The 22,344-nt window shown below is 41.4% G+C and carries 20 protein-coding genes and 1 other RNA gene; 19 read left to right on the top strand and 2 right to left on the bottom strand.

All coding sequences use genetic code 11. The features are described from left to right. Positions 1-206: 206 nt before the first annotated feature. Complete coding sequence (glf, locus tag HT722_RS01310) at positions 207-1,307, top strand: UDP-galactopyranose mutase (RefSeq protein ID WP_173277079.1); 1,101 nt, start codon at positions 207-209, stop codon at positions 1,305-1,307. Positions 1,308-1,541: 234 nt separating this feature from the next. Next, positions 1,542-3,521 (top strand): peptide ABC transporter substrate-binding protein, encoded by a 1,980-nt coding sequence (locus HT722_RS01305; protein ID WP_173233446.1) that lies wholly within the window; start codon positions 1,542-1,544, stop codon positions 3,519-3,521. A 166-nt stretch (positions 3,522-3,687) separates the two neighbouring features. On the opposite strand, the gene pbp1a is transcribed toward HT722_RS01305, so the two are convergent. Beyond that, positions 3,688-5,868, bottom strand: coding sequence for a penicillin-binding protein PBP1A (gene pbp1a / locus HT722_RS01300; RefSeq protein ID WP_173277078.1), 2,181 nt, complete (start codon positions 5,866-5,868; stop codon positions 3,688-3,690). Further along, positions 5,865-6,461 carry a Holliday junction resolvase RecU gene (gene recU, locus HT722_RS01295; RefSeq protein ID WP_000248777.1) on the bottom strand — a complete coding sequence of 199 codons (597 nt, stop codon included), beginning with the start codon at positions 6,459-6,461 and terminating at the stop codon, positions 5,865-5,867. Before recU ends, pbp1a begins: the two co-directional genes overlap by 4 nt. A gap of 66 nt (positions 6,462-6,527) precedes the next feature. Between recU and HT722_RS01290 the strand changes: the two genes are divergently transcribed. The 17 genes from HT722_RS01290 (at position 6,528) to tig (ending at position 22,245) form a co-directional block, all read left to right on the top strand. Next, entirely contained in the window at positions 6,528-7,055 is a 528-nt protein-coding gene (locus tag HT722_RS01290) for a DUF1273 domain-containing protein (protein ID WP_173277077.1), read from the top strand. Between the two features lie 69 nt (positions 7,056-7,124). Continuing rightward, positions 7,125-7,466, top strand: a complete 342-nt coding sequence (gpsB, locus tag HT722_RS01285) for a cell division regulator GpsB (protein ID WP_000094897.1) — start codon at positions 7,125-7,127, stop codon at positions 7,464-7,466. Between the two features lie 20 nt (positions 7,467-7,486). Beyond that, an RNA gene (rnpB, locus tag HT722_RS01280) (RNase P RNA component class B) lies at positions 7,487-7,867 on the top strand. 84 nt (positions 7,868-7,951) lie between these two features. Beyond that, complete coding sequence (locus tag HT722_RS01275) at positions 7,952-9,109, top strand: class I SAM-dependent RNA methyltransferase (protein WP_173277076.1); 1,158 nt, start codon at positions 7,952-7,954, stop codon at positions 9,107-9,109. A gap of 12 nt (positions 9,110-9,121) precedes the next feature. Continuing rightward, a complete protein-coding gene (gene mapZ, locus HT722_RS01270; protein ID WP_173277075.1) occupies positions 9,122-10,528 on the top strand; it encodes a mid-cell-anchored protein MapZ in 1,407 nt (468 codons plus the stop codon). Between the two features lie 75 nt (positions 10,529-10,603). Continuing rightward, positions 10,604-12,028: an NADP-dependent phosphogluconate dehydrogenase gene (gene gndA, locus HT722_RS01265; RefSeq protein WP_000158778.1), complete on the top strand. Its 1,425-nt coding sequence runs from the start codon at positions 10,604-10,606 to the stop codon at positions 12,026-12,028. Positions 12,029-12,039: 11 nt separating this feature from the next. Continuing rightward, on the top strand, positions 12,040-12,729 hold the full coding sequence (locus HT722_RS01260) for a response regulator transcription factor (protein ID WP_173277074.1): 690 nt from the start codon (positions 12,040-12,042) through the stop codon (positions 12,727-12,729). Between the two features lie 98 nt (positions 12,730-12,827). Then, on the top strand, positions 12,828-13,769 hold the full coding sequence (gene cbpJ / locus HT722_RS01255) for a choline-binding protein CbpJ (protein ID WP_173277073.1): 942 nt from the start codon (positions 12,828-12,830) through the stop codon (positions 13,767-13,769). 228 nt (positions 13,770-13,997) lie between these two features. Beyond that, a complete protein-coding gene (gene mvk / locus HT722_RS01250; protein WP_173277072.1) occupies positions 13,998-14,876 on the top strand; it encodes a mevalonate kinase in 879 nt (292 codons plus the stop codon). Continuing rightward, positions 14,858-15,811 carry a diphosphomevalonate decarboxylase gene (gene mvaD / locus HT722_RS01245; protein ID WP_173277071.1) on the top strand — a complete coding sequence of 318 codons (954 nt, stop codon included), beginning with the start codon at positions 14,858-14,860 and terminating at the stop codon, positions 15,809-15,811. Before mvk ends, mvaD begins: the two co-directional genes overlap by 19 nt. Beyond that, positions 15,798-16,805 (top strand): phosphomevalonate kinase, encoded by a 1,008-nt coding sequence (locus HT722_RS01240; RefSeq protein WP_173277070.1) that lies wholly within the window; start codon positions 15,798-15,800, stop codon positions 16,803-16,805. The genes mvaD and HT722_RS01240 overlap by 14 nt, the downstream gene beginning before the upstream one ends. Then, positions 16,789-17,799 (top strand): type 2 isopentenyl-diphosphate Delta-isomerase, encoded by a 1,011-nt coding sequence (fni, locus tag HT722_RS01235; protein ID WP_173277069.1) that lies wholly within the window; start codon positions 16,789-16,791, stop codon positions 17,797-17,799. Before HT722_RS01240 ends, fni begins: the two co-directional genes overlap by 17 nt. A 76-nt stretch (positions 17,800-17,875) precedes the next feature. After that, the gene (gene liaF, locus HT722_RS01230) at positions 17,876-18,574 is read left to right on the top strand and encodes a cell wall-active antibiotics response protein LiaF (RefSeq protein ID WP_173277068.1); all 699 of its coding nucleotides are present in this window, start codon (positions 17,876-17,878) and stop codon (positions 18,572-18,574) included. Beyond that, entirely contained in the window at positions 18,571-19,566 is a 996-nt protein-coding gene (locus tag HT722_RS01225; protein WP_173277067.1) for a sensor histidine kinase, read from the top strand. Before liaF ends, HT722_RS01225 begins: the two co-directional genes overlap by 4 nt. A 13-nt stretch (positions 19,567-19,579) precedes the next feature. Then, positions 19,580-20,212, top strand: coding sequence for a response regulator transcription factor (locus HT722_RS01220; protein WP_173277066.1), 633 nt, complete (start codon positions 19,580-19,582; stop codon positions 20,210-20,212). Further along, a complete protein-coding gene (locus HT722_RS01215; protein ID WP_173277065.1) occupies positions 20,213-20,878 on the top strand; it encodes a DNA alkylation repair protein in 666 nt (221 codons plus the stop codon). 83 nt (positions 20,879-20,961) lie between these two features. After that, the gene (tig, locus tag HT722_RS01210; protein WP_173277064.1) at positions 20,962-22,245 is read left to right on the top strand and encodes a trigger factor; all 1,284 of its coding nucleotides are present in this window, start codon (positions 20,962-20,964) and stop codon (positions 22,243-22,245) included. The last annotated feature ends 99 nt before the right edge of the window (positions 22,246-22,344 follow it).

Genomic DNA, 22,344 nt, shown 5'->3' with positions numbered 1-22,344 from the left:
AACTGAGAAATGATTTGTTTTGTGCTAAAATAGATTGAAACGAATACTCAATAAAAATCAAAGAGTAACTGGGAAGTCAGCTCAAAATACTGTTTTGAGGTTGCAGATGGACGCTGACGTGCTTTGAAGAGATTTTCGAAGAGTATAAAGATCCTCTCTTTTACTATAGTTAAGGAGATGTAAAGATAAGTGATAAGGAAGAGACTATGTACGACTATCTAATCGTTGGTGCTGGTTTGTCGGGAGCAATTTTTGCTTATGAGGCGACTAAGCGTGGAAAAAAAGTAAAAGTAATTGATAAACGTGACCACATTGGTGGGAATATCTATTGTGAGAATGTAGAAGGAATCAACGTTCACAAATATGGTGCTCATATCTTCCATACTTCTAATAAGAAAGTCTGGGATTATGTGAATCAATTCGCTGAATTTAACAATTACATCAACTCGCCTCTAGCTAATTACAAGGGTAGCCTTTATAATCTACCTTTCAATATGAATACCTTTTATGCTATGTGGGGGACAAAAACTCCTCAAGAGGTCAAAAATAAGATTGCTGAGCAAACGGCTCACATGAAGGACGTTGAACCTAAAAACTTAGAGGAACAGGCTATCAAGTTGATCGGTCCAGATATTTATGAAAAATTGATTAAAGGATATACTGAAAAGCAATGGGGACGTTCTGCGACTGACCTTCCACCCTTTATCATCAAACGCTTACCAGTTCGTTTAACCTTTGATAATAACTACTTCAATGACCGTTACCAAGGAATTCCAATCGGTGGCTATAATGTCATTATCGAAAATATGCTCAAGGATGTGGAAGTAGAACTTGGCCTTGACTTTTTTGCCAATCGTCAGGAATTAGAAGCTTCTGCTGAGAAAGTTGTCTTTACAGGGATGATTGACCAATACTTTGATTATAAATATGGTGAGTTAGAATACCGTAGTCTTCGTTTTGAGCATGAAGTTCTCAATGAAGAAAACTATCAAGGAAATGCTGTTGTCAACTACACAGAACGGGAAATTCCTTATACTCGCATTATTGAGCATAAACATTTTGAGTACGGAGCACAAGATAAAACGGTTATTACTCGTGAATACCCAGCTGATTGGAAACGAGGAGATGAACCATATTACCCAATCAATGATGGGAGAAACAATGTCCTGTTTGCTAAATATCAAGAAGAAGCAGCACAGAATGATAAGGTGATTTTCTGTGGACGTTTGGCTGATTATAAATACTACGACATGCATGTGGTCATTGAACGAGCTTTGGAAGTGGTCGAGGAAGAGTTGGGACAATAATGCAAGGATTCCGTTATTTTAGAATCTTTGCTACTTAAGATTTTTAGAAGTAAGGTCAACAAGATTCTTTTCTGCTTATCAGAAGAGAACCTATGTTGGCTTTTTTAGCATAAATGAACAATTTTATTTTTCAGAATATATCAAATATAACAAATAACTCTTAAAATTCAGAAAATTCTATTGACAGGACTTGAAAAAGAGTCTATAATGAATAAAAAAACAAAGGAGAATACTATGAAAACAAGAAAAGTATTGGCTCTTGCGGGAGTAACCTTATTAGCAGCTGGTGTTTTAGCTGCTTGTTCTGGGGGTTCAGGCGCTCAAGGTGAAAAGACCTTTGCATTTACCTACGAGACACATCCAGATAATCTCAACTATTTGACAACTGGTAAGGCAGCAACTTCTGAGATTACTAGTAATGTGATTGATGGACTACTTGAAAATGATAAATACGGGAACCTTGTTCCTTCATTGGCAGAAGACTGGTCAGTCTCTAAGGATGGCTTGACTTATACTTATAAGATTCGTCAGGATGCCAAGTGGTATACATCTGAGGGAGAAGAGTACGCTCCTGTTAAGGCTCAGGACTTTGTAACAGGACTTAAATATGCAACAGATAAGAAAGCAGAAGCCCTTTACTTGGTACAGGATTCAATCAAAGGTCTGGATGCCTATGCCAAAGGTGAAATCACAGACTTTGCTCAAGTCGGGATTAAAGCCCTTGACGACCAAACAATCCAATACACCTTGAACAAACCTGAAACTTTTTGGAACTCAAAAACAACCATGGGTGTGCTTGCGCCAGTCAATGAAGAGTTTTTGAATTCAAAAGGGGATGATTTTGCCAAAGCTACGGATCCAAGTAGTCTCTTGTATAACGGCCCTTATTTGTTGAAATCCATTGTGACTAAATCCTCTGTTGAATTTGCGAAAAATCCGAACTACTGGGATAAGGACAATGTGCATATTGACAAGGTCAAATTGTCATTCTGGGATGGGCAAGATACCAGCAAACCAGCAGAAAACTTTAAAGATGGTAGCCTTACAGCAGCTCGTCTTTATCCAACAAGTGCAAGTTTCGCAGAGCTTGAGAAGAGTATGAAAGACAATATCGTCTATACGCAACAAGACTCTACGACTTATCTAGTAGGGACAAATATTGACCGTCAATCTTATAAACACACATCTAAGACTAGCGAAGAACAAAAGACTTCAACTAAAAAGGCTCTCTTAAACAAGGATTTCCGTCAGGCTATTGCCTTTGGTTTTGACCGTACAGCCTATGCCTCTCAGTTGAATGGAGAAACTGGAGCAAGCAAAATCTTGCGTAATCTCTTTGTTCCACCAACATTTGTTCAAGCAGATGGGAAAAACTTTGGCGATATGGTCAAAGAGAAATTAGTGACTTATGGGGATGAATGGAAGGATGTCAATCTTGCAGATTCACAAGATGGTCTCTACAATCCAGAAAAAGCCAAGGCTGAATTTGCTAAAGCTAAATCAGCTTTACAAGCAGAAGGTGTGACTTTCCCAATTCATTTGGATATGCCAGTTGACCAGACAGCAACTACAAAAGTTCAACGTGTCCAATCTATGAAACAATCCTTGGAAGCAACTTTAGGAACTGATAATGTCATTATTGATATCCAACAATTGCAAAAAGATGAATTGCTTAATGTAACTCTATTTGCCGAAAATGCTGCTGGCGAAGACTGGGATTTATCAGATAATGTCGGTTGGGGTCCAGACTTTGCCGATCCATCAACCTACCTTGATATTATCAAACCATCTGTAGGAGAAAGCACTAAAACATATTTAGGATTTGACTCAGGGGAAGATAATGTAGCTGCTAAAAAAGTAGGTCTATATGACTACGAAAAATTGGTTACTGAGGCTGGTGATGAGACTATAGATGTTGCTAAACGATATGATAAATACGCTGCAGCCCAAGCTTGGTTGACCGACAGTGCTTTGATCATCCCAACAACTTCTAAAACTGGTCGTCCAATCTTGTCTAAGATGGTACCATTTACAATACCATTTGCATTGTCAGGAAATAAAGGTACAAGTGACCCAGTCTTGTATAAATACCTTGAACTTCAAGACAAGGCAGTCACAGCAGATGAATATCAAAAAGCTCAAGATAAATGGATGAAAGAAAAAGCAGAATCCAATAAAAAAGCGCAAGAAGAACTTGCAAAACATGTCAAATAAAACAAAAAGAGACTGAGCAAAAGTCTTTAAAAGCAAAACGCATATTGTCAGGTGTTGAAAAGCCTTGATAGTATGCGTTTTAGTGTGGGAAAATGTACTTGACCTCTGTATTTTATTTTGAAAATGAAAAAATCCTGAGTTTAGAGTTCTCAGGATTTTCTTCATCTTACTGTTGTGGTTGTTGAACTTGTGGATTTTGTGGCGTTGGTTGTACTGGTTGTGTCGGTTGAACAGCTTGACCAGCTTGTCCTTGGCTAGGATCAGTTGCTGGAGCATTATTGGGTTGTTGACCAACCGTCGTACTTGCCTGTGTAGTTGAACTTTCAGCTGTTGTGCTTGGAGTTTCTACTGTTTGTGTTTGTTGTGTTACTGAATTATTCCATGTGTTCTTTGCGTTGTTCTGGAAGACGAATTCTCCATTTCTATACAAGCCATCTGGCATTGTCCAATCTCCAGGTTGGTCATCTTCAGAAAGGTAAGTTATCATTGAACGATAGACTTTACCAGCAACAAGGAAACCATCTCCGATGATTGGAGTTAGACGATTTGAGTATCCTGTCCAAACAGCCATTGCATATTTGCGGGTATACCCTACAAACATTTCATCTGGAGCTACGTAACCAGTGTTCTTGATATACTTTTCAATTTCTTCGTCAGTATAGTTAGAAGTACCTGTTTTACCTGCTTGTGGAAGCCAAGGTAGGTAGGCTCCACGTCCGATTCCGTATACTAAGACAGTTTTCATCATTTCGGTCATCATATAGGCTGTCGTTTCCTTCATAGCCCGAGTACCGGCATCAGAAAATTCTTTTTCACTACCATCACTGAAGACGATTTTATTGATATACATTGGTTTGTGGTAAATACCACCATTAGCAAAAGCTGCGTAGGCAACTGCCATTTTTTCACTACTTGCACCGTACTGTTTGTTGGATTCAGTTGTGTTACTTGAAATGGCGTTTGCATAATGCATGCTTGGATAGTCGATACCAAGACCATTAAGGAAGGTTTTAGCTCTATCTAGACCGACCTTATTCAAAGTCTCAACGGCTGTGACATTTCGTGATTGTTGAAGAGCATACTGGATTGTAATGTTTCCAAAGTAGCCATGATCCCAGTTGTAGACTGGAGTATCAGTGCCAGGATAGTTATAAGGAACATCATTAACCATAGTTGCAGTGGAATCATAAACACCGTATTCTATGGCAGGTGCATAATCGGTGATTGGTTTCATTGTTGAACCCCAGTCACGATTGGTTTCCACAGCTTGGTTGGTACCAAATGAAACGTTACTTGCTTGGTGACGAGCTCCAAGTTGGGCGATGACTTTACCATTTGAAACATCTACGACCGTAGATGCGACTTGCAAATCATCGTCAGGGTAAGAGACGTATTGATCGGAGTTGTAGATATCCCACAGATGTTTTTGAGCCTCTTGGTCTACATTTGTGTAAACATCCATCCCAGTAGTTAGAAGGTTATAGCCAGTTTCTTGTTCTACTTGGTCGATAACTTCTTTGAGATAATTGTCCATATATGCTGGATAGCTATTGACTGATTTCAAACTTTGGAGTCCATCAGTAATAGGGGTATTGATAGCCTTCTCATACTGTTCGGCAGAGATGTAGCCTTGACCTTTCATCTCTGAAAGTACCAAGTTACGACGGTCAAGGGCAGCTTCTGGATGAGAATAGGGATCGTATTGATTCGGAGCCTGTGGCATTCCTGCTAGTAGGGCAAGTTGAGGTAGTGATAGTTCTCGTAAATCTTTGCCGTAATAGTTTTGGGCAGCCGTCTGCATTCCATAGTTTCCGTTAGACATGTAAACTTTATTCACGTAGTAGGTCAGAATTTCTTGTTTTGTGGTTTTTTGTTCTAATTGAACAGCCAACCAAGCTTCCTGGGCTTTACGTGAAATGGTCTGATCAGAAGTGGAAGTTGAGAAATAGGTCAACTTAATTAATTGTTGGGTAAGGGTTGATCCTCCCTGGAGAGAGTTGTTTTGTAAGTTACGTAAAAAAGCTCCTATAATTCGGATGGTATCGACACCGCGATGATCGAAAAAACGATGGTCTTCGATTGATACGATAGCCTTGACCAAATCAGTAGGAATTTCGTTGGCCTGAGCGTTTACTCGGCGTTCAGAGCCCAGATCGGCAATCAGTTCGTTTTTACTATCGAAAATCTTACTAGACGTGGTTGCGACTAATTTGCTCTCAGATAGGGCTGGGGCTTTACTGACGTAATAGAGAAATATGCCTCCTCCCAGCATAACTGCTGTGATAAATAAAGTTAAGAAGCAGATACTCACATACTTAGCTATTCGCAGGATAGTTTGTTTGTTCATCTTGTTTTACCACCTAATAAATGTTCTTTGATAACATTGAGATAGGGAATTTGAGGGAAGGCACCAGCCTTGATTTCATATCCATATTCTCGAATATATCCAAGTGGCATTGATTTTTGTCCCTTATCTTGATGGTAGAAGCGAATCAAATCGAATGCCGGCAATAAGTAGGTTTCTTGCTGAGAAGAAAAGTGAAGAAGGACAAAGCAGATTCCTTGTTGGGCAAGGACTTGTTCCATATGCTGAATTTGATGTGGATGAAAATTTTTCATCGGAATCGCACGTTTTTGTTTTGTTTCCTTGGCTTCAAAGTCGATGTAATATCCATTATAAACGCCAGAATAGTCCGTCGTTGAAGCTTGTCGAAAATAGGCCTCAACAATCTTGGCACGACTTCGCTGTGGATAGTCCACTCGTACAATTTGAATAGGGGTTGGTTTCTTGTGTATAACAGCCAAGCCCTGAGACAAATAGTAGTCGTTGGTAGCATTGATCATCTTTTCAAAAGACATTCCTCGATTTGCGAAATTTTTGGGTTGAGAAAGAGATGTTTGTCTTTTTTGTGATGAAAGTTTATGTGGATAGTTGACCATAATTCTCCTTATTGGTACAATAACATCACTCTATTATACCATAAATTTGCACAGAAAGGGTTAAAAATGGCTACAGCTTTGGTTTTAGGCTATTCTGCTTTTGATTTGGGTTTGTTTTCTGACAAGGATCCTCGTCTTAAATTGATTAAAAAAGCGATACGTAAAGATTTAGAGGCTATGGCAACAGATGGGGTGTCTTGGCTTGTGTTTACAGGAAGTTTGGGTTTTGAATATTGGGTTTTAGAGGTTGCTCAGGAGATGAAAACCGAGTACGGTTTCCAGTTGGCTACCATTTTTGCTTTTGAAACCCATGGGGAAAATTGGAATGAAGACAATCAGATGAAACTGAGTCGTTTTAAGCAAGTAGACTTTGTCAAATATGCCTATCCTCGCTATGAACACAAGGGGCAGTTAAGAGATTACCAGCAGTTTTTACTGGAAAATACGAATAGTTCCTATCTTTTTTATGATGAAGAAAATGAAACGAAACTAGCTTATTTTTACCAAAAGATGAAAAATCAAGAGGACTATTTTATAAAGAGATTAACATTTGATCGGCTAAATGAACTTGCTGAAAATTTTTCCGAAAATTGAAGCTTTGACCTTGATTTTTGTTTGGCTTTTTTTATATAATAATACTAGCAAGCGAGAATGGAGAGAGACATGTCAAGTATTATTTTTTCAGCGAAAGATATTTTTGAACAAGAGTTTGGGCGTGAAGTCCGAGGGTATAGTAAGGTAGAAGTTGACGAGTTTTTAGACGATGTCATCAAGGACTATGAAACCTATGCTGCCTTGGTCAAGTCACTTCGTCAGGAAATTGCAGATTTGAAGGAAGAATTAGCCCGTAAACCGCAAGTGAGTTCGGCTCCAAGTCCTAGTCACCCAGATCCAATTGATGTGGCAGCTTCATCTTCTATGACGAATTTTGATATTTTGAAACGCTTGAATCGTCTTGAAAAAGAAGTATTCGGTAAACAAATTTTAGACAATCCTGATTTGTAATTCAGGTCTTGTCACATGCAATTTTTGGATAATCGCGTGAGGAGGATTGCTTCTCATGAGGAAAGTCCATGCTAGCACAGGCTGTGATGCCTGTAGTGTTTGTGCTAGGCGAAACCATAAGCCTAGGGACGAGAAATCGTTACGGCAGTTGAAATGGCTAAGTCCTTGGATAGGTCAGAGTAGGCTTGAAAGTGCCACAGTGACGGAGTCTTTCTGGAAACAGAGAGAGTGGAACGCGGTAAACCCCTCAAGCTAGCAACCCAAATTTTGGTCGGGGCATGGAGTACGCGGAAACGAACGTAGTATTCTGACTGCTATCAGCTAGAGCTGTTAGTGGTAGACAGATGATTATCGAAGGAAGTGGTCCTAGTCACTTCTGGAACAAAACATGGCTTATAGAAAATTGCATATAGGTTGGGGCTGAGAAATTTTCTCAACCTCATTTTTTAAAGTGGACATATAGAAAGGTCTTGCAAGACTGTAACATGAAAAAAGAATTTAATTTAATTGCAACTGCAGCAGCAGGTCTTGAAGCTGTTGTGGGACGAGAAGTGCGAGAGTTGGGCTACGATTGTCAGGTTGAAAATGGACGTGTTCGTTTTCAAGGAGACGTGAGAGCTATTATCGAAACCAACCTCTGGCTTCGGGCAGCAGATCGTATCAAAATTATCGTAGGAACCTTCCCAGCTAAGACTTTTGAAGAGCTGTTTCAGGGAGTTTTTGCTCTAGATTGGGAACATTATTTACCACTCGGAGCTCGGTTCCCAATTTCGAAAGCAAAATGTGTTAAATCTAAACTGCATAATGAACCCAGTGTTCAGGCTATTTCTAAGAAAGCTGTTGTCAAGAAATTGCAGAAACACTATGCTCGCCCAGAAGGTGTTCCTCTGATGGAGAATGGTCCAGAGTTTAAGATTGAGGTCTCTATTCTCAAAGATGTGGCAACTGTCATGATTGATACGACAGGCTCCAGTCTCTTTAAACGTGGCTATCGTACCGAAAAAGGGGGAGCCCCTATCAAGGAAAACATGGCGGCAGCCATTTTACAACTTTCTAACTGGTATCCAGACAAGCCTTTGATTGATCCGACCTGTGGTTCGGGGACTTTCTGTATCGAGGCGGTCATGATTGCCAGAAAGATGGCACCAGGACTTCGTCGCTCTTTTGCCTTTGAGGAGTGGAACTGGGTCAGCGAACGCTTGATTCAGGAAGTGCGTACAGAAGCAGCTAAAAAAGTGGATCGTGAGCTGGAACTGGATATCATGGGCTGTGATATTGATGCTCGCATGGTGGAAATTGCTAAGGCTAATGCTCAGGCAGCGGGAGTTGCAGGGGATATTACCTTTAAGCAGATGCGCGTGCAGGATTTACGTTCCGATAAAATCAATGGTGTAATCATCTCCAATCCTCCTTACGGGGAGCGTTTGTCAGATGATGCAGGGGTGACCAAGCTCTATGCTGAGATGGGGCAAGTATTTGCACCACTGAAAACTTGGAGCAAATTTATCCTGACTAGTGATGAAGCCTTTGAAAGCAAGTATGGTAGTCAAGCAGATAAGAAGCGTAAGTTATACAACGGAACCTTGAAAGTGGATCTGTATCAATATTTTGGTCAGCGTGTCAAACGGCAAGAGGTAAAATAGAAAGGGATACTCATGAGTAAGAAAAGACGAAATCGTCATAAAAAAGAAGGTCAAGAACCGCAATTTGATTTTGATGAAGCAAAAGAGCTAACAGTTGGTCAAGCTATTCGTAAAAATGAAGAAGTGGAAGCAGGGGTCTTGCCCGAAGATTCCATTTTGGACAAGTATGTTAAGCAACACAGAGATGAAATTGAGGCGGATAAGTTTGCGACTCGCCAATACAAAAAAGAGGAGTTAGTTGAAACTCAGAGTCTGGATGATTTAATTCAAGAGATGCGTGAGGCTGTAGAAGAGTCAGAAGCTTCTTCGGAGGAAGTTCCATCTTCTGAAGACATCTTACCACCCTTGTCTCTGGACGATGAGGGGCAAGGCTTGGATCCTCTATTGCTAGAGGATGAAACTCCAACAGAAATGACTGAAGAAGTGGAAGAGGAGCAAAACCTTTCTCGTCTGGAACAAGAGGACTCAGAAAAGAAAAGCAAAAAAGGCTTTGTTTTGACCGCTTTGGCGCTTGTATCAGTGATTATCTGTGTCAGTGCTTATTATGTCTATCGTCAAGTGAATCGCTCGACCAAGGAAATTGAAACTTCTCAATCAACTACAGCCAATCAATCGGATGTGGATGATTTTAATACACTTTATGACGCCTTCTACACAGACAGCAATAAAACGGCTTTGAAAAATAGCCAGTTTGATAAACTAAGTCAACTCAAGACCTTACTTGATAAGCTGGAAGGTAGTCGTGAACATACGCTTGCCAAATCTAAATATGATAGTCTAGCAACGCAAATTAAGGCCATTCAAGATGTCAATGCACAATTTGAAAAACCAGCTATTGTGGATGGTGTGTTGGATACCAATGCCAAAGCCAAATCGGATGCTAAATTTACAGAGATTAAAACTGGGAATACTGAGCTTGACAAAGTGCTAGATAAGGCCATTAGCCTTGGTAAGAGCCAGCAAACAAGTACTTCGAGTTCAAGTTCAAGTGAAACTAGTAGCTCAAGCTCTAGTCAAGCAAGCTCAAATACGACTAGTGAGACAAGCCCAAGTAGTTCAAATGCGGCCTCAAATGAAACTAGAAGTACTCGCAGTGAAGTCAATATGGGCGTATCAAGTGCGGGTGTTGCTGTTCAAAGAAGTGCCAGTCGTGTTGCCTATAACCAGTCTGCTATTGATGATAGTAACAACTCTGCCTGGGATTTTGCGGATGGTGTCTTGGAACAAATTCTAGCGACTTCACGTTCACGTGGCTATATCACTGGAGACCAATATATCCTTGAACGTGTCAATATCGTTAACGGCAATGGTTATTATAATCTCTACAAGCCAGATGGAACCTATCTCTTTACCCTTAACTGTAAGACAGGCTACTTTGTCGGAAATGGTGCTGGTCATGCGGATGACTTGGACTACTAAGCAGTCGTTACAAAATTCTTTCTTTTCAAAAGTAAAAATGATAAAATAAAACAAATCAAACAAGAGGAGTGTCAAATGACAAAAGCTAACTTTGGTGTCGTAGGTATGGCCGTAATGGGCCGTAACCTAGCCCTTAATATTGAATCTCGTGGTTACACAGTTGCTATCTACAACCGTAGTAAAGAAAAAACTGAAGATGTGATTGCTTGCCATCCTGAAAAGAACTTTGTACCAAGCTATGACGTTGAAAGTTTTGTAAACTCAATCGAAAAACCTCGTCGTATCATGCTGATGGTTCAAGCTGGACCTGGTACAGATGCTACTATCCAAGCCCTTCTTCCACACCTTGACAAGGGTGATATCTTGATTGATGGCGGAAACACTTTCTACAAAGATACAATCCGTCGTAATGAAGAATTGGCAAACTCAGGTATCAACTTTATCGGTACTGGGGTTTCTGGTGGTGAAAAAGGTGCCCTTGAAGGTCCTTCTATCATGCCTGGTGGACAAAAAGAAGCCTATGAATTGGTTGCGGATGTTCTTGAAGAAATCTCAGCTAAAGCACCAGAAGATGGCAAACCATGTGTGACTTACATCGGTCCTGATGGAGCTGGTCACTATGTGAAAATGGTTCACAACGGTATCGAGTATGGTGACATGCAATTGATCGCAGAAAGCTATGACTTGATGCAACACTTGTTAGGTCTTTCAGCAGAAGATATGGCTGAAATCTTTACTGAGTGGAACAAGGGTGAATTGGACAGCTACTTGATTGAAATCACAGCTGATATCTTGAGCCGTAAAGACGATGAAGGTCAAGATGGACCAATCGTAGACTACATCCTTGATGCTGCAGGTAACAAGGGAACTGGTAAATGGACTAGCCAATCATCACTTGACCTTGGTGTGCCATTGTCACTCATCACTGAGTCAGTATTTGCACGTTACATCTCTACTTACAAAGAAGAACGTGTGCATGCTAGCAAGGTTCTTCCAAAACCAGCTGCCTTCAAATTTGAAGGAGACAAGGCTGAGTTGATTGAAAAAATCCGTCAAGCCCTTTACTTCTCAAAAATCATTTCATACGCACAAGGTTTTGCGCAATTGCGTGTAGCTTCTAAAGAAAACAACTGGAACTTGCCATTTGCAGACATCGCATCTATCTGGCGTGATGGCTGTATCATCCGTTCTCGTTTCTTGCAAAAGATTACAGATGCTTACAACCGTGATGCAGACCTTGCTAACCTTCTTTTGGATGAGTACTTCTTGGATGTTACTGCTAAGTACCAACAAGCAGTGCGTGATATTGTAGCTCTTGCTGTTCAAGCTGGTGTGCCAGTACCAACCTTCTCAGCAGCTATTACTTACTTTGATAGCTACCGTTCAGCTGACCTTCCAGCTAACTTGATCCAAGCGCAACGTGACTACTTTGGTGCCCACACTTACCAACGTAAAGACAAAGAAGGAACCTTCCACTACTCTTGGTATGACGAAAAATAAGTAGGTCTGCCATGGGGAAACGGATTTTATTACTTGAGAAAGAACGAAATCTAGCTCACTTTTTAAGTTTGGAACTCCAAAAAGAGCAATACCGAGTTGATCAGGTTGAGGAGGGGCAAAAAGCCCTCTCCATGGCTCTTCAGACAGACTATGACTTGATTTTATTGAATGCTCATCTGGGGGATATGACAGCCCAGGATTTTGCAGATAAGCTGAGTCGAACTAAGCCAGCTTCAGTCATCATGGTCTTGGACCATCGAGAAGAATTGCAAGACCAGATTGAAACAATCCAACGCTTTGCCGTTTCTTACATCTATAAGCCAGTAATTATTGATAATTTGGTAGCTCGTATTTCAGCGATTTTCCGAGGTCGGGACTTCATCGACCAACACTGTAGTCAGATGAAGGTTCCAACGTCTTACCGCAATCTGCGTATGGATGTAGAGTATCATACCGTTTATCGTGGCGAGGAGATGATTGCTCTGACCCGTCGTGAGTATGACCTTCTGGCTACTCTCATGGGAAGCAAGAAGGTTCTGACTCGTGAGCAGTTATTGGAAAGTGTTTGGAAGTACGAAAGTGCGACAGAGACCAATATCGTGGATGTCTATATTCGTTATCTACGTAGCAAGCTTGATGTAAAAGGTCAAAAAAGCTACATTAAAACCGTGCGTGGTGTAGGTTACACCATGCAAGAATAGAAAAGCAGTTGCAGTTGTGTAACTGCTTTTTTGGAGGTTTTCTATATATTGACATGCAGTTTGGTCTTTGCTATAATCAGTTATGGAGGGTAGTTCTAATGAAAATAATAAAAAAATTGATGCAAATCGCATTAGCAGTCTTTTTCTTCGGTTTGCTAGCAACAAGTGCAGTATTGGCGGATGATGCTGATTCAGAAGGCTGGCAATTTGTCCAAGAAAATGGTAGAACCTACTATAAGAAGGGGAACCTCAAAGAAACCTACTGGCGAGTGATTGATGGAAAATACTATTATTTTGATCCTTTATCCGGAGAGATGGTTGTCGGCTGGCAATATATACCTGCTCCACACAAAGGGGTTACGATTGGTCCTTATCCTAATGGTATAAGATTAGAAGGTTCCCCAATGCCAGAATGGTACTACTTTGACAAAAATGGAGTGCTACAAGAGTTTGTTGGTTGGAAAGCATTAGAGGTTAAAACTAAAGACAGTGTTGGAAGAAAGTATGGGGAAAAACGTACAAATCCGGAAGATAAAGAAGAGAAGAGTTTTTACACGAACTATTACTTTAATCAAAATCATTCTTTAGAGATAGGTTGGCTTTATGACCAGTCTAATTGGTATTATCTAGCTAAAACGGAAATTAATGGAGAAAACTATATTGGTGGTGAAAGACGTGCAGGTTGGATAAATGATGGTTCAGCTTGGTACTATCTAGATCCAGAAACTGGTATCATGCAAACTGGTTGGAAGTACCTTGGTAATAAGTGGTACTACCTCCGTTCATCAGGAGCCATGGCAACTGGCTGGTATCAAGACGGCTCAACTTGGTATTATTTAGACCAGCTAAATGGTGATATGAAAACAGGCTGGCAATACCTTGGTAACAAGTGGTACTATCTTCGTTCATCAGGAGCAATGGTAACTGGTTGGTTCCAGGTCGGTAGTAAATGGTACTATGCTTATAGCTCAGGTGCTTTAGCAGTGAATACCACTGTAGAAGGCTATTCTGTCAATTATAATGGCGAATGGGTTCAATAATGAAAGAGGCGATTGTAAAGGAAACAATCGCTTTTTTTGTGAAAATATAATAAAATAGATAGGAGAGAATAAATACTTGTAGGAAAAAATAATACTCTTCGAAAATCAAATTCAAACCACGTCAGCGTCGCCTTACCGTACTCAAGTACAGCCTGCGGCTAGCTTCCTAGTTTGCTTTTTGATTTTCATTGAGTATGAGACGGCTTTTTCGTCTAGTAAAAGGAAAAAATGACAAAAAAACTTGGTGTCGGTCAGGCGCATAGTAAGATTATTTTAATAGGGGAGCATGCGGTCGTTTATGGTTATCCTGCTATTTCCCTACCTCTTTTGGAGGTGGAGGTGACTTGTAAGGTTGTCCCTGCTGAAAGTCCTTGGCGCCTCTATGAGGAGGATACTTTGTCCATGGCGGTTTATGCTTCGCTTGAGTATTTGGATATCAAAGAAGCCTGCATTCGTTGTGTGATTGACTCGGCTATCCCTGAGAAACGGGGAATGGGGTCGTCAGCTGCTATCAGCATAGCGGCTATTCGTGCAGTTTTTGACTACTATCAGGTAGACCTGCCTCATGATGTACTAGAAATCTTGGTTAATCGGGCAGAGATGATTGCCCATATGAATCCTAGTGGTTTGGATGCTAAGACCTGTCTCAGTGACCAGCCTATTCGCTTTATTAAGAACGTAGGATTTACAGAGCTTGAGATGGATTTATCTGCCTATTTGGTGATTGCCGATACGGGTGTTTATGGTCAAACTCGTGAAGCCATCCAAGTGGTTCAAAATAAGGGCAAGGATGCCCTACCGTTTTTGCATGCCTTGGGAGAATTAACCCAGCAAGCAGAAGATGCGATTTCACAAAAAGATGCTGAAGGACTAGGACATATCCTCAGTCAAGCGCATTTACATCTAAAAGAAATTGGTGTCAGTAGCCCTGAGGCAGACTCTTTGGTTGAAACGGCTCTTAGCCAAGGTGCTCTGGGTGCCAAGATGAGCGGTGGTGGGTTAGGAGGCTGTATCATAGCCTTGGCAGACAATTTGACACACGCACAAGAACTAGCAGAAAGATTAGAAGAGAAAGGAGCTGTTCAGACATGGATAGAGAGCCTGTAACAGTACGTTCCTACGCAAATATTGCTATTATCAAATATTGGGGAAAGAAAAAAGAAAAAGAGATGGTGCCTGCTACTAGCAGTATCTCTCTGACTTTGGAAAATATGTACACAGAGACGACCTTATCGTCTTTACCGACGGATGCGACAGCTGATGCCTTTTATATCAATGGTCAGCTACAAAATGAGGCGGAGCATGCTAAGATGAGCAAGATTATTGACCGCTATCGTCCAGAAGGTGAAGGCTTTGTCCGTATCGATACCCAAAACAATATGCCTACCGCAGCGGGTCTGTCCTCAAGTTCCAGTGGTTTGTCCGCCTTGGTCAAGGCTTGCAACGCTTATTTTCAGCTTGGATTGGATAGAAGTCAGTTGGCACAGGAGGCTAAGTTTGCCTCAGGATCTTCCTCTCGGAGTTTTTATGGACCATTAGGTGCTTGGGATAAGGATAGCGGAGAAATTTACCCTGTAGAGACAGACTTGAAACTAGCTATGATTATGTTGGTACTGGAGGACAAGAAAAAACCAATTTCTAGCCGTGACGGTATGAAACTTTGTGTGGAAACTTCGACGACCTTTGATGACTGGGTGCGTCAGTCTGAGAAAGACTATCAGGATATGCTGGTTTATCTCAAGGAAAATGACTTTGCCAAGGTTGGGGAATTGACGGAGAAAAATGCCCTGGCTATGCACGCTACGACCAAAACAGCATCACCAGCCTTTTCTTATCTGACGGATGCAAGCTATGAAGCCATGGACTTTGTTCGCCAGCTACGTGAGCAAGGAGAGGGTTGTTACTTTACTATGGATGCTGGTCCCAATGTCAAGGTCCTCTGTCAGGAGAAAGACTTGGAGCATTTATCAGAAATCTTCGGTCAACGTTATCGCTTGATTGTGTCAAAAACAAAGGATTTGAGTCAAGATGATTACTGTTAAAACTTGCGGAAAGCTCTATTGGGCAGGTGAATATGCTATTTTAGAGCCAGGACAGTTGGCCTTGATAAAGGCCATCCCCATCTATATGAAGGGGGAGATTGCTTTTTCTGATAGCTACCGTATCTATTCAGATATGTTTGATTTAGCAGTAGATTTGACGCCAAATCCTGACTATAGTTTGATTCAAGAAACGATTGCTTTAGTGGAAGATTTCCTCGTTTATCGTGGGCAGACCTTGCGACCTTTTTCTCTAGAAATTCGTGGAAAAATGGAACGAGAAGGGAAAAAGTTTGGTCTGGGTTCTAGCGGTAGCGTCGTTGTTTTGGTCATCAAGGCTCTGCTAGCTCTGTATAAGCTTTCGGTTGATCAGGAGCTCTTGTTCAAGCTGGCTAGTGCTGTCTTGCTCAAGCGAGGAGACAATGGCTCTATGGGAGACCTTGCCTGTATTGTGGCAGAAGATTTGGTTCTCTACCAGTCATTTGATCGCCAGCAGGTAGCTGCTTGGTTGGAAGAAGAAAATTTGGCGACTGTTTTAGAGCGTGAGTGGGGCTTTTCAATTTCGCAAGTGAAACCAACTTTAGAATGTGCTTTCCTAGTGGGATGGACCAAGGAAGTGGCTGTATCGAGTCACATGGTCCAGCAAATCAAACAAAATATCAATCAGAATTTTTTAAGTTCCTCAAAAGAAACGGTAGCTGCTTTGGTAGAAGCCTTGGAGCAGGGGGAAGCAGAAAAAATTATCGAGCAAGTAGAAGTAGCCAGCAAGATCTTAGAAGGCTTGAGCGCGGATATTTACACGACTTCGCTTAGACAGTTGAAAGAAGCCAGTCAAGATTTGCAGGCTGTTGCTAAGAGTAGTGGCGCTGGTGGCGGTGACTGTGGGATTGCCTTGAGTTTTGATGTGCAATCAACTGAAACCTTAAAAACTCGTTGGGCCGATCTGGGGATTGAGCTCTTATACCAAGAAAGGATAGGACATGACGACAAATCGTAAGGATGAGCACATCCGCTATGCCCTTGAGCAGAAAAGTTCCTATAATAGCTTTGATGAGGTGGAGTTGATTCACTCTTCCTTGCCTCTTTACGACCTGGATGAAATCGATCTGTCGACAGAGTTTGCTGGTCGAAAGTGGGATTTTCCTTTCTATATCAATGCCATGACGGGTGGAAGCGAAAAAGGTAAAGAAATCAATCAAAAGCTGGCTCAGGTGGCGGAAGCTTGTGGTATTTTATTTGTAACGGGCTCTTATAGCGCAGCCCTCAAAGATCCAGCAGATGACTCTTTTTCTGTCAAGTATGATCATCCAAATCTCCTCCTTGGAACCAATATTGGATTGGACAAGCCTGTTAAGTTGGGACTTCGGACTGTAGAAGAGATGAATCCTCTTCTCCTACAAGTGCATGTCAATGTCATGCAGGAATTACTCATGCCAGAGGGAGAAAGAATGTTCAGAAGCTGGCAATCGAATCTAGCAGACTATAGCAAGCAAATCCCTGTTCCGATTGTCCTCAAGGAAGTAGGCTTTGGAATGGATGTGAAGACCATCGAGAGAGCCTATGAATTGGGCGTTCGAACCTTTGACCTGTCAGGTCGTGGTGGCACCAGCTTTGCTTATATCGAAAATCGTCGCAGTGGTCAACGTGACTACCTCAATCAATGGGGGCAGTCTACCATGCAGGCCCTTCTCAATGCCCAAGACTGGAAAGACAAGGTCGAACTCTTGGTCAGTGGAGGCGTTCGCAATCCGCTGGATATGATTAAGTGCTTGGTCTTTGGCGCAAAGGCTGTAGGGCTGTCACGAACCGTTCTGGAATTGATTGAAACCTACACAGTCGAAGAAGTGATTGACATTATTCAAGGCTGGAAAGCAGATTTACGCTTGATTATGTGTGCCCTTAATTGTGCCACCATAGCAGATCTGCAAAAAGTGGGCTATCTTCTATATGGAAAATTAAAAGAAGCAAATGATCAGATGAAGAAGGCGTAATCACCGCCTTTTTTCCATCCTCAGACTGAGGTGACTTTTTTGAAGTGTGATAAAATAGAAGGGAGAGGATGCACCTATGAGAAAATTTAAAATCTTTTTATTTATTGAAGCCTGTCTTTTGACAGGAGCTCTGATTTTGATGGTATCAGAGCATTTTTCGCGTTTTCTGCTGATTTTATTCCTCTTTTTGCTTTTGATTCGCTATTACACTGGTAAAGAGGGCAATAATCTTCTTTTAGTAGTGGCAACCATTCTCTTCTTTTTCATCGTCATGCTCAATCCCTTTGTGATTCTAGCTATTTTTGTTGCGGTTATATACAGTCTCTTTCTTCTTTATCCGATGATGAACCAGGAAAAAGAGCAGACTAATTTGGTTTTTGAAGAGGTGGTAACGGTTAAGAAGGAGAAAAATCGTTGGTTTGGTAATCTCCATCATTTTTCAAGCTACCAGACTTGCCAGTTTGATGATATCAATCTTTTTCGTCTCATGGGCAAGGACACTATTCATCTGGAGAGGGTCATCCTAACCAATCATGACAATGTCATTATCCTCAGAAAGATGGTAGGAACAACTAAAATCATTGTACCCGTAGATGTAGAAGTTAGTCTCAGTGTTAACTGTCTCTATGGGGATTTGACTTTTTTCAATCAGCCCAAGCGAGCCCTCCGCAATGAACACTATCAACAGGAAACGAGAGATTATCTCAAGAGTAACAAGAGCGTCAAGATTCTCTTGACCACTATGATTGGGGATGTTGAGGTGGTTAGAGGATGAAAAAACAAGTTTATGTAATTATTGCTCTCATATCCATCCTGTTTGTCTTATTTCTGTCCCACAGCTTGCTGGAAATCCTTGACTTTGACTGGTCTGTTTTCCTGCATGATGTCGAAAAAACAGAAAAATTTGTCTTTTTGTTGTTGGTATTCAGCATGTCCATGACCTTTCTCTTAGCCCTGTTTTGGCGAGGTGTGGAAGAGATTTCTCTGAGAAAAATGCAGGCCAATCTCAAGCGTTTGTTGGCAGGGAAAGAAGTGGTTCAGGTTGCAGACCCAGATTTGGATGTTAGTTTTAAGTCCTTATCTGGCAAACTTAACCTCTTGACAGAAGCTCTTCAAAAAGCTGAAAACCACAGTCTTGCTCAGGAAGAGGAAATCATTGAGAAAGAACGGAAGCGAATTGCTCGGGATTTGCACGATACAGTCAGTCAGGAGTTGTTTGCGGCTCACATGATTTTGTCAGGTGTCAGCCAGCAGACTTTGAAATTGGATAGAGAAAAGATGCAAATCCAGTTGCAGAGTGTCACAGCTATTTTAGAAACTGCCCAGAAAGATTTACGGGTCTTGCTCTTGCATTTGCGACCAGTTGAGCTGGAGCAGAAGAGTCTGGTTGAGGGAATCCAAATCCTCTTAAAAGAGCTTGAGGACAAGAGTGATCTCAAGGTTAGTTTCAAGCAAAATGTGACGAAATTGCCTAAGAAAATCGAGGAGCATATCTTCCGTATCCTGCAAGAATTGATCAGCAATACTCTCCGCCATGCCCAGGCATCTTGTCTGGATGTCTACCTCTATCAGACAGATTTTGAATTGCAGCTGAAGGTGGTGGACAATGGGATTGGTTTCCAGTTAGGGAGCTTAGACGACTTGAGTTATGGACTCCGCAATATCAAGGAGCGGGTCGAAGATATGGCAGGGACGGTTCAGTTATTAACAGCTCCCAAGCAAGGACTGGCAGTTGATATCCGTATTCCCCTGTTAGATAAGGAATGATAAAGGAGTAAAGATGAAAATTTTACTAGTAGATGACCATGAAATGGTCCGATTGGGCTTGAAAAGCTACTTTGACCTCCAAGACGATGTAGAAGTTGTGGGCGAGGCGTCCAACGGGTCTCAAGGCATTGACTTAGCCTTGGAATTGCGTCCAGATGTTATTGTTATGGATATTGTCATGCCTGAGATGAATGGAATTGATGCAACCTTGGCCATCCTCAAAGAATGGCCCGAGGCCAAGATTTTGATTGTGACCTCTTACTTGGACAATGAAAAAATCATGCCGGTCTTGAATGCCGGTGCTAAAGGCTATATGCTTAAGACTTCTAGTGCAGATGAATTGCTCCATGCTGTCCGTAAGGTGGCTGCTGGTGAGCTGGCTATTGAACAAGAGGTCAGCAAGAAGGTCGAATACCACCGCAATCACATGGAACTTCATGAGGACTTGACTGCGCGTGAGCGAGATGTGCTTCAACTCATCGCCAAGGGTTACGAAAATCAGCGCATCGCAGATGAACTCTTTATCTCTCTCAAGACGGTCAAGACTCATGTGTCCAATATCCTTGCCAAACTTGAGGTCAGCGATCGCACCCAGGCTGCAGTCTATGCTTTTCAGCACCACTTGGTGGGGCATGAGGAGTTTTAGATGAGTCTAACAGATTTACTTGAGGAGTTAGAAGCAGCAAAAGATCCTAAAAAAGCAGGGCCTATGGAGTCCTATATGCGCCATCAATTTTCCTTTCTAGGCGTTGCGGCGCCAGAAAGAAATAAACTCTATAAAAAATACTTTCCAGAAGCGAAAAAAACAAAGATTATCGATTGGGATTTTGTAGATACTTGCTGGGAAAAAGAGTATAGAGAATACCAGTATGTGGCTGCCAATTATTTGAAAGCAATGCAGTCTTATCTAAAGGACAGCGATTTGCCTAAGCTAGAGCAGTTGGTTGTTACCAAGTCTTGGTGGGATACGGTGGATATCCTAGATCGAGTAGTAGGGAGTTTGGTGTATGAGAAGCAGGAACTGGAAAAAATAATCCTCCAATGGAGCCTGTCAGACAATATCTGGTTGAGACGCGTCGCTATTGACCACCAGTTGTTAAGAAAAGAGAAGACCAATGTTCAATTACTGGAAAAGATTCTGCTTCATAATTTGAATCAAACAGAATTCTTTATCAATAAAGCCATTGGCTGGGCTCTGAGAGACTACTCCAAAACGAATCCAGCTTGGGTAGCATGCTTCATTGAGAAAAACAAGGAAAGAATGGCTGAACTTAGCATCAAAGAAGCGAGCAAGTACCTCTCCCATCATTGAAAAGCGCGTTCATTACTTGAAAAAAGTCGCCCATTTATGTTATAATAGACTGTATTTAAAAAATTTTAAGGAGAAATGACAGAATGTCTGTATCATTTGAAAACAAAGAAACAAACCGTGGTGTCTTGACTTTCACTATCTCTCAAGACCAAATCAAACCAGAATTGGACCGTGTCTTCAACTCAGTGAAGAAATCTCTTAATGTTCCAGGTTTCCGTAAAGGTCACCTTCCACGCCCTATCTTCGACAAAAAATTTGGTGAAGAGTCACTTTACCAAGACGTTATGAACGCTCTTTTGCCAAATGCTTATGAAGCAGCTGTAAAAGAAGCTGGTCTTGAAGTGGTTGCTCAACCAAAAATTGATGTAACTTCAATGGAAAAAGGTCAAGACTGGGTTATCACTGCTGAAGTTGTTACAAAACCTGAAGTAAAATTGGGTGACTACAAAAACCTTGAAGTATCAGTAGATGTTGAAAAAGAAGTAACTGACGCTGACGTTGAAGAGCGTATCGAACGCGAACGCAACAACTTGGCTGAATTGGTTATCAAAGAAGCTGCTGCTGAAAACGGCGACACTGTTGTCATCGACTTCGTTGGTTCTATCGACGGTGTTGAATTTGATGGCGGAAAAGGTGAAAACTTCTCACTTGGACTTGGTTCAGGTCAATTCATCCCTGGTTTCGAAGACCAATTGGTAGGTCACTCAGCTGGTGAAACTGTTGATGTTATCGTAACCTTCCCAGAAGACTACCAAGCAGAAGACCTTGCAGGTAAAGAAGCTAAATTCGTAACAACTATCCACGAAGTAAAAGCTAAAGAAGTTCCAGCTCTTGATGATGAGCTTGCAAAAGACATCGACGAAGAAGTTGAAACACTTGCTGAATTGAAAGAAAAATACCGCAAGGAATTGGCTGCTGCTAAAGAAGAAGCATACAAAGATGCAGTTGAAGGTGCAGCAATTGATAAAGCTGTAGAAAACGCTGAAATCGTAGAACTTCCAGAAGAAATGATTCACGAAGAAGTTCACCGCTCAGTAAACGAATTCCTTGGAAACTTGCAACGTCAAGGTATCAACCCTGACATGTACTTCCAAATCACTGGAACTACTCAAGAAGACCTTCACAATCAATACCAAACAGAAGCTGAGTCACGTACTAAGACTAACCTTGTTATCGAAGCAGTTGCCAAAGCTGAAGGATTTGACGCTTCAGAAGAAGAAATCCAAAAAGAAATCGAGCAATTGGCAGCAGACTATAACATGGAAGTTGCACAAGTACAAAGCTTGCTTTCAGCTGATATGTTGAAACACGATATCACAATCAAAAAAGCTGTTGAATTGATTACAAGCACTGCAACAGTTAAATAATCTTATACTCTTCGAAAATCAAATTCAAACCACGTCAGCGTCACCTTACCGTGCTCAAGTACAGCTTACGGCTATCTTCCTAGTTTGCTCTTTGATTTT

The organism is Streptococcus sp. 53 (assembly GCF_013276565.1).
Taxonomy (GTDB): domain Bacteria; phylum Bacillota; class Bacilli; order Lactobacillales; family Streptococcaceae; genus Streptococcus.
Note: the sequence above shows the minus strand (reverse complement) of the source record. Positions and strands in the feature narration are given on the sequence as shown.